A 13,806-nucleotide genomic window follows, 5' to 3' on the forward strand; every position below is an offset into this window, starting at 1 on the left:
GCCTAAAAAAATCATTGGTCAGGTGAGAGCATGAGTCTTATAGACAATCCTGAACAGGCCAGGCGGCTGGCGAGGGCCATCATTTCCGACGTTGCCATTTACAATCGGGAAAAGGTGGAGCAGGGGATAAAGAACGATAATATCTTTGAATTGCTCACGGAAGAGCTGGACGAGGGTCGTCAACATTTCAATACCAGGGTTTCCCCTGAAATTGCCCAATCCAACGTCTTCGAGATTGCTGTCGTTGATGTACTCATCAAACGGTCGGGCAAAATAGAATCTTCAATCTGGTAAGCTGCGGTTCATAGAACATCATCCGGAGGCGCGGTTTGTCAAATCGCGCCTCATTTTTTTTCACAGGGCATTGAAGTGACAGACATTGAATTAACCGTACCGGAAAACACGGAAGCGGAACGGCTGGACAGTTACATCGCGCGGACGGTGGAGACCCTGACCAGGGCAGCGGTGCAACGTCTTATGGAAAGCGGCATGATAACGGTCAATGGGATGCCGCCAAAGCCTTCACTGAAGCTCAAAGGGGGGGAGCAGCTGAAAATAGCTGTTCCACCGCCGGTCGAGGCAGGGCCTGCCCCTGAAAACATTCCCCTGGAGATCCTTTACGAGGATCGCGATCTGGTGGTGGTCAACAAGGGTGCCGGCATGGTGGTTCACCCGGGCGCAGGCAACAGCGGGGGAACCCTCGTCAATGCCCTTCTCGGTCACTGCACGGACCTTTCGGGCATCGGGGGGGAATTGCGCCCCGGCATAGTCCATCGCATCGACAAGGACACCTCCGGCATCCTGGTTGTGGCCAAGAATGACGCATCCCATCTGGCCCTGTCGGAACAATTCCGGGAACACAGCATCAAGAGGATTTACATTGCCATTGTCTATGGCTCTCCCAAGACGGACAGCGGGCGCCTGGAATCGATAATCGGCCGCCACCCGGTGGACAGAAAACGCATGTCCGGCAAAGCGCGGCACGGCAAGCATGCCGTGACCCACTGGCGGGTTATCGGCCGTTACCCGGGAATGTGTCTGATCCGCCTGCGCCTGGAAACCGGCCGCACCCACCAGATAAGGGTTCATCTCTCCGAAGCGGGTCATCCATTGGTGGGAGACGAAGTCTATGGAGGCGGAGCCCGCCTTGATTCGGTAAAAGACCCGGTGCTGCGCAGGCTGATCAGGGAGCTTGGGCGACAGGCGCTCCACGCCAAGACCCTCGGCTTCGTTCACCCTTCCACGAAAGAGTACCTTGAATTCGATACGGACCTTCCCCGGGACATGGCGACAATCGTCGAGCACCTGGAGAAGTCGTCCCAGCCATGATAAATATAGTTACGAAGGATAATAAAATATGGAAATGAAAAAAGCAGGCAAGATCCACTATCTTGAGCCCCAGAAGATGATGAAATGTGGGGGAGCGGTGATGGGCTTCACTACCCGTCACGAGGGGGTCTCCAGGCCTCCTTACAACTCTCTCAATCTGGGCTCCAACACCTTCGATTCTCCCCACAGTGTTGAAGGCAATCGCAGCCTGCTTGCCCGGTCAGTCGGCGCAAGTCTTGACCGTCTGGTGACTGTGAAGCAGGTGCATGGCACCGACCTGTTAGTCATAGATGCCCCCAATCCCGATTTTGCCCATTTCCATGCCCTGGAATGCGACGGTATCATTACCAACCAACCGCAGGTCCTGATCGGCATTACCGTTGCCGATTGCGTGCCCGTCCTTCTCCTGGATCCGGTGAAGGGCGCGGTTGCTGCAATTCACGCCGGCTGGAAAGGGACTGCCGCCGAGATCTGCAAGAAAGGGGTCAACGCCTTGAAAGAACTGTTCGGCTCTGCCAGTGGCGATATCCTGGCTGCCATCGGTCCCGCCATCGGTCCCTGCTGTTACGAGGTGGATGCGCCGGTGATGGAGGCATTCAAAAAAGGGGCCTCCGGCTGGGAGTTGCATGCGGTGCCCCGGGGGGAAGGTAAATGGGGGTTGGATTTGGCTGCGGCAAACCGGCGGCAGTTGCTGGAAACTGGAATCATTGAGGAGAATATATCCGAATCCGAGCAGTGCGTCAGCTGCAACCCTGATCTATTTTTCTCCTATCGCCGGGATCAGGGGGATACGGGGCGGCAGATGGGATTCATCATGTTGAAATAGGAAAAACGATCCTTTTTCGCCCTGGCGGTGTCAATCTTCGGACTTGCTTGTGCGGCGTACTGGTGTACGCCTCCGCGCAATCTCTCGATTTCCTTGCCAGAACGAAAAATCCCTCGTTTTTATGCTAGCGGTATTCCAGCTCTTCTGCCATTGATGCAGGAAACACTACTTTTTCGGGAGGATGTACAAATGCAAACTGTTTTCAGATCTGTACTTCTTTTAGTGGCATCGCTTTTTACCTTCGGCTGTGCCCAGAATTTTTACAATGTTCCCAGGGACGTCTACGAAAAACAGGTGCGTACTCTGGGGGTAGCGCCGATTTTTGTGGATGGCGGTTCAGACATCCAGCATCCGGAAAAGGATGCAGTTGTGAACCTGCTCCGGGAAAACAATCGCAAGAACGAAAAGGAACTGGTGGCGCAACTCAGGGAGACCGGGACTTACTTTGCCGTGCGACTGCTGGAAGATGATGCCGATCAGCTTTTTTCAACGCTCCTGTCGCGTCGAGAACGGCGCGACGACGCGGGGGTAAAATACAACAAGTATTTCTTCAAGCCTGAAGAGCTGAAGAACCTGATCGCCAAAAACGGCGTCGATGCCCTCATGCTGGTGACAATTAACGGCCTTACCAGGCCGGAAAAAATCTACTCAAGCAACCTCCTTTCCTACCTGGACAGCGATTACAACTACCTGGCAGTTTCCGCCCAGATCATGGATGCCGATGGCAACACCCTCTGGGAATACCCCAATTTCCGCCAGCGCTCCCTCACCTATCCGATGCTGTTCTCACTCCAGTATCCTGATTTTGATGAAGCTGCAGCCAACGAAAGCGACAGGGTCGAGGTAAGGTTCAAGACCATTGCCGGCATCGCCAGGGCTTTTGCCAAGATGGAATCCGCCAGCAAGGGCAAGGGGCAGGTTTCCATCCTTTACAATAATATCTTCGGCGACATGGTTTCCCTGCAGGAGCCCGAGCGTAATTTCTTCGGCGGCAGGAAGTCGGACGATAAAGTACAGAAAGCTGCCGAACAGAAGTGAGGAATGGCTGATGCCTGACAGAGATGGCCGCGGCAATAAAAAGAAAAAGGATTGAGATGTCAAACCCGCACTGTTCAGGTGCGGGTTTTCCTTTATCCGGACCAGGCTTGCAAAAGAGACATCGCCTGTTATGTTTAATGAAGCTTACTCTGCACAGTCACTGAGGGAACTGTTATGGACATGGCCACCGGCTTATTGAAGGAGCAACTGGAGTACCGCAAGCGCTTCATGGAGAAGATCAATGAGATCCACTCCGCCGCCAACCTGAACAGCATCCTGATACAGCTGAAAGACAGCATTGCCGAGCTGTTCAAAGCGGAGCGGATGACCATTTATGTGGCAGACCGGCAGCGGAACGTGCTCATTTCCCGGGTCAAATCCGGAGACGAACTGAAGCAGATTGTCGTCCCCATCTCGCCGGAAAGCATTGCCGGCTATTGTGCCACGTCACAGCAGTTGATCAATATCACCAATGCATACGACGACCACGAGCTGAAGATGATCAACACCGGCCTTAAGTTCGACGACACTTGGGATAAGAAAACCGGCTTCCACACGGCGCAGGTGCTCTGCGTGCCGATGATCTTCGACAGCAAGCTGATCGGCGTCATGCAGTTGATCAACAAGAAAGGTGCCGCTGCCTTCACCTCCACCGATTTGAGCTATGCCTCGGAGCTGGCAACCTCGCTGTCCATTGCCATCCACAACATCTATCGCATCAGTGCCTCGGTAAAGATTATCCGCCAAAATTCCCGCTACAATTATCTTCTGGACAAGAACCTGATCGACGAGAAGGACATCCAGAAGGCTTCAAGCCATCCGGATCTGGCAAAGATCGGTCTCGACCATCTCATCATGCGCGAATTCTCCATTTCCTCCGAGGATATGGCCAAAAGCCTCAGCCTATACTTCGGTACCGATTTCGTCTGCTTCGACGGCACCCTTCCTCCCCTGGTCGATCTTCTGGAGCGAATCAAGCCTGACCGCCTGAAAAAGGAGCGCTGGATACCGGTGAAGATTGAAAACGGCGTCCTGCAGGTGGCCATGGAAGATCCCACCGATCTGGCCAAGCAGGACCTGATCAGGTTCGTTTATCCCGAGTACCGCCGCTTGAGCTTTGTCGGCGCCTATCGCCAGGACATCGACCTCTTCATCGACCACTTCTACAATCTTGGCTCCATGGTGGGGGGCGATTCCTCCACCATCTCCGAACTTCTCAACAGGCTTGACACCTCAGACGAGCCGGAAGTGGAGCAGGAGGTACAGAAAGTCTCCGACCAGGATAGCGTCATCGTCCAGCTGGTGAACAAGATTGTCTGCGATGCCTACAATGCCAAGGCATCCGATATTCATATCGAACCCTACCCGGGAAAGAATGACGTCCTGGTACGGATCAGGATCGACGGCCGCTGCAAGATCTATCAGCGCATTCCATATAAATACAAGCATGCCATCACCTCCCGCATCAAGATCATGTCCGGGCTCGACATCGCAGAACGGCGCAAGCCCCAGGATGGCAAGATCGACTTCAAGAAGTTCGGTCCCATCGACGTGGAACTGCGGGTTGCCACTCTCCCCACCGCCGGCCAGCTGGAAGACGTGGTGCTGAGGGTACTTGCCTCAGGCGAGCCGATTCCCTTCGACAAGCTGGGCCTTACCTCCCGCAATACCAGGATATTTGAAGAGTCCATCAAGAAACCATACGGTCTGATCCTTGTGGTGGGTCCCACCGGCTCGGGCAAGACGACCACCCTGCACTCGGCCGTGGCCCGCATCAACGACCCCGAAACGAAGATCTGGACTGCCGAAGACCCGGTGGAGATCACCCAGAAGGGGTTGCGCCAGGTACAGGTCAACTCCCGCATCGGCTTTACCTTTGCCGCCGCCCTGCGCTCATTCCTGCGTGCCGACCCGGATGTGATCATGGTCGGGGAGATGCGGGACGCCGAAACGACCTCAACCGGCATCGAGGCTTCCCTCACCGGCCACCTGGTGTTTTCCACACTCCATACCAACTCTGCTCCGGAGACAGTCACCAGGCTTCTGGACATGGGGATGGACCCGTTCAGCTTCTCCGACGCCCTCCTCTGTATCCTCGCCCAGCGCCTTGCCCGCAGGCTCTGTCACGATTGCCGGGAGATCTATATCCCCGAGCAAAGGGAGTTGGACGGAATTATAGAGGAATACGGCGCCGAACACTTTGCCCGGCTTGGCATGGACAGGGGAGAGATCAAGCTCGCACGGGCCAAGGGATGCGCAAAATGCAATGAAACCGGTTACAAAGGGCGGCTCGGCCTGCACGAGATCCTGGAGTGCACCGATGCCATGAAGGCCCTCATCAAGCGCAAGGAAGAAGTGGATACCATCCGACGGCAGGCCATAGCCGACGGCATGACCACCCTCAAGCAGGACGGCATCCTCAAGGTGTTCCAGGGGCTGACGGACTTAAAAGAAGTCCGCCGGGTCTGCATCAAGTAAGGCTCCCCATGAAGAATCCTCTCAGGCAAATCGGCAGCATCCCGGCCCCGGCCTGGCGGGGCCTGATCGGCATGCTCGTCACTGTCCTCATGGTGGTGTTGATGCTCCGCCAGTTCTACCCCCTGGAACTGCTGGAGATGAAACTTTTCGACACCGGCTTCAAGCTCCGCGGCGCCGTCACCTCTCCCGAAGCTGTCGCCATTGCCGAAATAGACGAAAAAAGCCTGCAGAAAATCGGCCGCTGGCCCTGGGATCGGTCAGTGATGGCCCGTCTGGTGGATCGCCTTGCCGAGGCTAATGTCGCCGTCATTGCCTTCGATGTCATTTTTTCGGAAGCCGATGAAAGCGACCCCCTCTTTGCCAAAGCCATCAGCAGGGCCGGCAATGTCATCCTTCCCATAGTGTTCGATTTTCACGGGTCTCCAGCCGGTAAACCGGATCCGCTTCTTGATACCTCCTCCTATAGCAACATTAAAAATCGGCACCTTCTGAATGATTTTGTTCCCCCCTCGGCAAATAGGGTCAATCTCCCTGTTCCAGCATTGAGCCATGAAGCCATGGGCTTTGGCCACATCAGCATGCTCCCGGACAGCGACGGCACCATGCGCTGGGAGCCGCTCGTCGTCTCCTGCGGTGGCCGCTACTTTTCCCCCCTTGGGTTGCAGGCGGCAGCCTATTTCCTCGGCGTGCCCCCGGAAAGCATCACCGTCAGGGCAACGGAGTCAGTTACCGTCGGACAGACTGTCATTCCTACCGATGTCTGGGGACGCACCATCATCAACTATTATGGCCCCGGCGGCTCCTTTCCCCATTATTCCATCAGCGACATCCTCGACGGTACCGTCCCGGCGAAGCAGCTTGAGAACCGGGTCATCCTGATCGGAGCTACCGCTCCCGGCATCTATGACCTGCGGGTAACCCCCATGGCGGCGGCCATGCCCGGGGTCGAAAAACATGCCGCCATCGCTGCCTCCATCATAGATCGTTCCTTCATCCGCAAAGTATCTGGTATTGCCGATCTGGCGGTACTTATCGGCAGCGGCCTGCTCCTGACACTGATCCTCAGCCGGCGGAAGATCGTCGGTGCCATAACGGCAACGGCTGTAGGTATGCTGGCACTCTTCATCTCCGGCTACCTGCTCTTCAGCCTGAAGGGCATCTGGCTCAATCTGGCCTATCCCAGCAATAACCTGCTCTTCATCTTCATCGGCGTTACTGCCTTCAACTATGCCTTCGAGGAGCAGCGGGCCAGGAAAATCAGGGCCATGTTCTCCAACTATGTCACCCGCACCATCGTCAACGAGCTGATTGACAACCCGGAGATGGCGAAGCTTGGGGGGGAGCGGCGAGAGGTGACGGTGCTGTTCAGCGACCTGGTGGGGTTTACCACCTTTTCCGAGCAGCACTCGCCCGAGGAGGTGGTGGCGATCCTCAATGAATACCTGGGGGCAATGACCGACGTCATTCTCAAGTGGCAGGGGACCCTGGACAAGTTCATCGGCGACGCCATCGTCGTCTTCTGGGGGGCGCCCCTGCCGGCGGCGGACCACGCCGAGCGGGCCATCGGCTGCGCCGCGGAAATGGCCAGGGAGATGAAGCGATTGCGGGAAAAGTGGCTGGCGGAGGGAAAAACGGCGCTCCACGCCGGCATCGGCATCAATACCGGCGAAGTGCTGGTGGGGAACATCGGCGCCCTGGGCAAGAAGATGGATTACACCGTCATCGGCGACCAGGTGAATCTTGGCTCCCGGGTGGAATCCCTGACCCGCCACTACCAAGTGCCGATCCTCATCACCGCCAACACCGTAGCCAAGCTCTGCGGTAGGGAGCCGGATGTAAGGTTGTCAGGGCTGTCCATCCACGGTATTGAACGGGTGATTGTCAAGGGGAAGGAAGAGCCGGTTGGACTTTACCGCCTGGAGGAACAGCCGGACCCCTCCCAGTCCCTTGTTATCGAAGACTGCCCCGAGGGGGCGGTGGTTCGATTTGCGGAGAAATGATTTTTGAAATGATCTCCGTAAATTTTCTACAAATAGGTCCACTATTCGCTTTCGAATTTCCAAATATCCATCCTCGATTTTCCATTCTCTCGCTTCGATCCCTAAGTCCGACAGACTCCTAGCTGGCAGAGATATTCACTGACAACAAATAACCCTTCCTACCTTTATTCCTCCATATTTGATCAATTACTAAACCACTAAGTATAAAATTATTTTATTTTAAGAAGTCAAATCTTTGAATCAATTCTACATGTTCTGGCAGCATTTAACCTATTGAATTAAAAAGATATTTATAAGTACTGTAAAATATTTTTACAACTGTAAAGAAATTTTACAGTCCATTAATATTGATTTTCTCAGCATTATTGTGTATGCCGTCAAATTAGTTCTAAACCAAATAACCTTACAGGAGGGTGTAGTGAAGGGACTCAAAACACTCTTTTTCTTTTTGTTCATTCTGATAAGTCATGCTCTGCCGTCTTTTGCAGATACTACGGTAGGAGGTGTCATTTCCACGGATACAACCTGGACTCTGGCCGGTAGCCCTTATAATGTCACTTCAACTGTTCAGGTGTATGGGACCAGTACCACAGCAGCTACCCTCACCATAGAACCTGGCGTTGTGGTTAAATTTGCTTCCAATACCGTATTGCAGATAGGAAGTGGTGCCAGTCAGGGAGCACTAATCGCAAAAGGGACGACGACAGAGAGAATTATCTTCACCCGAAGCGGCACAACCGGTACATGGGCAGGTCTTACCTATTATGACGGCACTGTGGATGCAACCTCAGTAATCGAAAATGCCGATGTCCAGTACAATAGCGGGTTAAATATCACATCTGCTTCGCCTGCTTTCAGAAACTGCACCCTAACTCACATGACGGGCTATGCTAGCTTTTCTAATAGTAATCCTGTGCTGGAGAATGTCGCTATTACCAACAACAGCAGCTACGGCATCTACCTCAACTCCTCATCGCCCATCATTACCGGCGGCAGCTTAACCAACACCAGCACCACCGGCCATGGCATTTATGGCAGCGGCTCTCCAACATTTTCCAATTACAGCGTCTCCATCGTCAACAGTGCAGGCAAATATGGGCTCTATCAAAGCAGTACGACCTCAGCCCTTAGTGTTACCAACTCTACCATCGCCAATGGCATTTACCTTGGCTCCACCGGCATCATCCCGACTATCACTGGCAACACCTTCACTAATTTGGATAACTCCCCCCTTCATGCGGGAGCCAATATCATTGCCCAGATCATCGCCAACAACACCCTGACCGGCCAGACCTTTGCCGGCAAGATCGAGGTGGTAGGCGAGCAGATAAACAGGGACACACTGTGGCGGAAACAGATTGCGCCTTATGTGATTTCAGGAGCCATTTACGTATACAAAGATACCATTTCGCCTGCTACTCTGACTATCGAGCCAGGAACAACAATTAAATTATTTGCAGGCGGTAGCGGGCTATACATAGGAAGTGGTGCCAATCAAGGGGCACTAATCGCAAAAGGGACGACGACGGAAAGGATTACATTTACCCGGAGCGGCACTAGCGGTACATGGGCAGGCCTTACCTATTATGACGGGGCTGTGGATGCAACATCAGTAATCGAGAATGCCGACATCCAATATACCACCGGCTTTAGTATCAACTCCGCTTCACCTGTTTTTAGAAACTGCACCATAACAGACATGACGGGCTATGCTAGCTTTTCTAATAGTAACCCGGTGCTGGAGAATGTCACTCTTACCAACAACGGCAGCTACGGTATCAATCTTTCTGCCTCATCGCCCATCATTACCGGTGGCAGCCTAACCAACACCAACACCAACACCACCGGCCATGGTATTTATGGCAACGGGGCACCGGTCATTACGAATTACAATGTCTCTATGGTCAATAGCACTGGCAAGTACGGCCTTTACCTGAACAGTTCCACTTCAATGTTGTCAGTCACGAACTCAACCATTGCCAATGGCATCTACCTCGCATCCACCGGCATTACCCCGACCGTTACCGGCAATACCTTCACTAATCTGGATAGCTCTCCGATCCATGTAGGGGCGAACATAGTCGGGCAGCTTATAGCCAACAACGCCCTAACTGGCCTTACTTCAGGCGGCAGAATCGAGATCGTGGGCGAACAGGTGAACCGTAATGTAACCTGGAGCCCACTGGCAGCTCCGTATCACGTGGTCTCCGGCACTGTTTCCGTCTACAACACCACGACAACCGCCTCGACCTTGACCATTGCACCGGGAACCGTCATCAAGTTTGCGACCAGCACCGGACTTCAGATCGGCAGTGGCACGAACCAGGGGGCATTGATAGCCCAGGGAACACCATCAAATCGTATCACCTTCACCCGAAGCGGCATCAGCGGTACATGGGCAGGCCTTACCTATTATGACGGCACTGTGGATGCAACATCAGTAATCGAAATTGCCGACATTCAATATACCACCGGCTTTAGTATCAACTCCGCTTCACCTGTTTTTAGAAACTGCACCATAACAGACATGACGGGCTATGCTAGCTTTTCTAATAGTAACCCGGTGCTGGAGAATGTCACTCTTACCAACAACGGCAGCTACGGTATCAATCTTTCTGCCTCATCGCCCATCATTACCGGTGGCAGCTTAACCAATACCAACACCACCGGTCATGGCATTTACGGAAGCGGCTCTCCAACAGTTTCCAATTACAGCGTCTCCATCGTCAATAGCACTGGCAAGTACGGCCTTTACCTGAACAGTTCCACTTCAATGTTGTCAGTCACGAATTCAACCATTGCCAATGGCATCTACCTCGCATCCACCGGCATCACCCCTACCATCACCGGCAATACCTTCAGCAATGGGGATAATTCGCCACCCCATGCAGGGGCTGCCTTGATAAACCGGATTTTGTCTGAAAACACCTTCAGCGGACTTACCGCAACCGGCAAAATCGAGGTTGTCGGGGAGTATCTGACGCAAAACACTCTTTGGAAGAAGTGGGTAGCACCATATATTGTTCTCGGCAATGTCTATGTTTTTAAGGACACCGTCACCACCGCTACCCTGACCATCGATCCGGGAGTCGTGGTGAAATTTAACACAAACACCTCGCTGCAGATTGGTTCGGGATCTTCCAGGGGGTCCATCATTGCCGATGGAGGGACGGCAGCGATCACCTTTACTTCCAGTCAGGGTACGCCTACTGCCGGAAGCTGGTCGGGTATAACCTTCTCCGGTGACTCTGCCAGCGGCAGTATATTGAATAACATTGTCGTCGAATACGGAGGCTCAGGAGGGTACTACAATAACGCAAACGTTGTCTTTAATTCTTCTTCGCCAGTGATCCGTAATTCCACAATCAGAAACAGTGCCGGAAGCGGCATCTATGTATATGGTGCACAAAACATCCCTCAGGTGGTTGGTTGCACGGTTACAGCCAACAAGTGGGGTGTTTATGCCACTTCTTCAAACCCTTACATCGTCAATTCACGAATCTACGGCAATTCCACCGCAGGTGTATGGAACAGTTCCACGACTGTAGATGTTGACGCAAGAAATAATTGGTGGGGGGCAGACTCCGGACCAACCCATGCAAGCAACCCTTCCGGCACCGGCAACAGCGTCAGCGACAAGGTACTCTACAATCCTTGGATTGGCCAGACTCCAGGGACTGGAGTGACTTTCAGCAATGTCAAGGTTTCGCCAGCAGCGTTCAATCCTGATGGGGATTATCTCACCTTCGGGGCATTCATCTCCGCCAATGCCAACTGGACCATCACTATCACCGACAGCGGAAATAACGTCGTCAGAATTTTCACCGGCTCCGGCACTTCCATCAGTCAGAGATGGTTTGGCGAAGACAGCCAGTCTGTGAAAGTAGCGGATGGAAATTATACCTACAAGATAGAAGCGGTAAATCCTGCGACTTTGGAAGCGGCCTCTCCCTTACAAGGAACCGTAAAGGTATTCCGCCAACTTCCTGTGGCCATTCTCGATGTGCCGACTGATGATCAGATCTTTTCCGGCGGGACCATCGTCAATGTTACCGGCACCGCCTCCGATCCTACCGATTTCAAGAACTACACCCTTGAGTATGGGGCAGGAGACAACCCGATTTCCTGGAGTGCCCTTAGGAGCGCAACAGTTCCAGTGCAAGGTAACCTTTTGTATGCCTGGGACCTCACCAATGCCACTGGAGGCGTATACACCCTGCGCCTCACCGTCACCGATAATGCCGGGAATGCAACAGTAAAAGCGGCACGCATCAGGCTCCTCTGGATTCAGAATGCAAATTCGTCGGAGACTTACCTTTCACCGAACGGCGATGGTACCAAGGATTCGTCGCTACTTAGCGCGACGGCCAGCTACCCGGTCAATTGGTCCGTAACGTTAAGCAACTCAACCGGTACTGTAGTGAGGACTTTTACTATGCCGGGAAGTTCTTCCTTCAGCCAGACTTGGGACGGCCGGGATTCAGGAAATGTTGTTGTTCCTGACGGCACATACACCTATACGTTTAATGCCCTTGATCCTGTGTCCTTACTTGGAGCTTCTCCCAAAACAGGTAACATAAAGGTAGATAGTACGCTGCCCACTGTTTCCGTAACGGCGCCATTTCCCGGCGGAATGCTGCAGAACACCGTAACCATCACCGGAACGGCAGCGGATACCAATTTGGATAACTACACAGTGGAGTATGGGTTAGTGTCGAGTGCAGGGGCGTGGACTCTCCTTGCTTCATCGGGCACGCCAGTTACCTCTGGCACTCTGGCCGTCTGGATAACCAATGATCTTAAGAACGTGGTCAAGCTGCAAAATGGTGACTATCAGCTCAGATTGACTGCTGTGGATAAGGCGGGAAATAGCTCCATAACCACTATCCCGGTAACGGTGGATAATCTTATTCTTTCATCCATATCAGTCAGCCGGAACACCTTAAACACAGCTTTAGGTGAATCAACAACCATCCCGTTCACCATCAACCGCTCGGGTACTGTGACGCTGAATGTCATACCCGAGAAACTCGGCTCCAATGGCACTCCCGTATATCAAGCCTCAATAAACTGTCTTGCAGCCGGCAACTATGCCTTTACCTGGAACGGCGCCGACTCGACCGGTAAAACAGTACCAGATGAAGCATATCTTTATATCCTGAATGCTGTCGACGGAACAAGAACCGACGGCTACTCTCCGCCATATCCGAACGGCCCCGGAAGTGTCACCTGTACCCAGAGCACGTATAACCCTCTGAAGAATCTGCCCATGACGGTGACATATACTCCGTCGCTGCCATCTCGGATCAATATGAGCATTGCCTGGGGAACCAAAAGGTACAAGATGATGGATGCAGTGCCGACATTGGCAACAACCGGCACCTTTGATTGGTTCGGAATGGACCCTGCCCAGCAAATAATGGCCAATGGCGCTTTTGCAACCTGCACGGTTGCATCGCTTCTGCCGGAAAACTTCCTGATGACTATTGGAGACATGCCCAAAGTGACCATGTTGAAAACAGACCCTTATGAAATTTCGCTTTCATATGGGCAGTTCACCAGAATAGAATACACAGTTTCCAGGGAATCGAATGTAACCATCAAGGTTGTCTCCCCAAGTGGTATTGCGGCAACTCTGCAAAATAATCTGCTTCAGCCGGCAGGTACTTATGAAATGGAATGGACACTTGCCGATCTTAGTGATGCATTCGGGAAGAACTTTGCTGTATCGGAAGAGGGGGATTATGCTGTCAGCATACATGCGACCAATCCCGTTACCGGCACTTACTCAATCACAAAAGGCAACCTTAGGGTCGGGCTTTGATTTGAAATGGTTGAAATATACTATAACCATATGATGAGACATACAATGTGGAGATATTAAATGAGGATGATTGGAATCAAGATAATATTATTTATTTTGCTCTGGCTGGCCTTTGCCTCTTTGACTTCTGTCACGCCTGCTTATGCAGTTACTCCCTGTCAGAGTATCCAGCAGCAGGTAGACTTGTATTTGAATAACCCCCCAAGCATATATTGCAAATACACTCCCGAGTTCGGGGAGTCGGAAGTAAAGATTTGGCGGGATTGTGATTATCGGCCGGCAGCTATTAAAACAGTTACCTATTCACCTGG

At 52.9% G+C, this 13,806-nt stretch carries 7 protein-coding genes; all 7 read left to right on the top strand.

Translation table 11 applies throughout. The features are described from left to right. The first annotated feature begins 30 nt into the window (after nucleotides 1-30). The 7 genes from GEOB_RS05105 (at nucleotide 31) to GEOB_RS05135 (ending at nucleotide 13,495) form a co-directional block, all read left to right on the top strand. Nucleotides 31-294: a hypothetical protein gene (locus GEOB_RS05105; RefSeq protein WP_012646116.1), complete on the top strand. Its 264-nt coding sequence runs from the start codon at nucleotides 31-33 to the stop codon at nucleotides 292-294. 75 nt (nucleotides 295-369) lie between these two features. Then, nucleotides 370-1,329 (top strand): RluA family pseudouridine synthase, encoded by a 960-nt coding sequence (locus GEOB_RS05110; RefSeq protein ID WP_012646117.1) that lies wholly within the window; start codon nucleotides 370-372, stop codon nucleotides 1,327-1,329. 28 nt (nucleotides 1,330-1,357) lie between these two features. Beyond that, nucleotides 1,358-2,155, top strand: coding sequence for a peptidoglycan editing factor PgeF (gene pgeF / locus GEOB_RS05115; RefSeq protein ID WP_012646118.1), 798 nt, complete (start codon nucleotides 1,358-1,360; stop codon nucleotides 2,153-2,155). Between the two features lie 189 nt (nucleotides 2,156-2,344). Further along, nucleotides 2,345-3,193 carry a hypothetical protein gene (locus GEOB_RS05120; protein ID WP_012646119.1) on the top strand — a complete coding sequence of 283 codons (849 nt, stop codon included), beginning with the start codon at nucleotides 2,345-2,347 and terminating at the stop codon, nucleotides 3,191-3,193. A 174-nt stretch (nucleotides 3,194-3,367) separates the two neighbouring features. Continuing rightward, nucleotides 3,368-5,671, top strand: coding sequence for a GspE/PulE family protein (locus tag GEOB_RS05125; protein WP_012646120.1), 2,304 nt, complete (start codon nucleotides 3,368-3,370; stop codon nucleotides 5,669-5,671). An 8-nt stretch (nucleotides 5,672-5,679) separates the two neighbouring features. Continuing rightward, entirely contained in the window at nucleotides 5,680-7,671 is a 1,992-nt protein-coding gene (locus GEOB_RS05130) for a CHASE2 domain-containing protein (protein WP_012646121.1), read from the top strand. Nucleotides 7,672-8,089: 418 nt separating this feature from the next. Further along, entirely contained in the window at nucleotides 8,090-13,495 is a 5,406-nt protein-coding gene (locus GEOB_RS05135; protein WP_012646122.1) for a right-handed parallel beta-helix repeat-containing protein, read from the top strand. The last annotated feature ends 311 nt before the right edge of the window (nucleotides 13,496-13,806 follow it).

This window comes from Geotalea daltonii FRC-32, assembly GCF_000022265.1.
GTDB lineage: Bacteria > Desulfobacterota > Desulfuromonadia > Geobacterales > Geobacteraceae > Geotalea > Geotalea daltonii.

Excerpts from the sequence above, each read along its gene's own strand:
- GEOB_RS05120 (WP_012646119.1), top strand. The coding sequence starts at position 2,345 with ATGCAAACTGTTTTCAGATCTGTACTTCTTTTAGTGGCATCGCTTTTT.
- GEOB_RS05130 (WP_012646121.1), top strand. The coding sequence starts at position 5,680 with ATGAAGAATCCTCTCAGGCAAATCGGCAGCATCCCGGCCCCGGCCTGG.
- GEOB_RS05105 (WP_012646116.1), top strand. The coding sequence starts at position 31 with ATGAGTCTTATAGACAATCCTGAACAGGCCAGGCGGCTGGCGAGGGCC.
- GEOB_RS05125 (WP_012646120.1), top strand. The coding sequence starts at position 3,368 with ATGGACATGGCCACCGGCTTATTGAAGGAGCAACTGGAGTACCGCAAG.
- pgeF (WP_012646118.1), top strand. The coding sequence starts at position 1,358 with ATGGAAATGAAAAAAGCAGGCAAGATCCACTATCTTGAGCCCCAGAAG.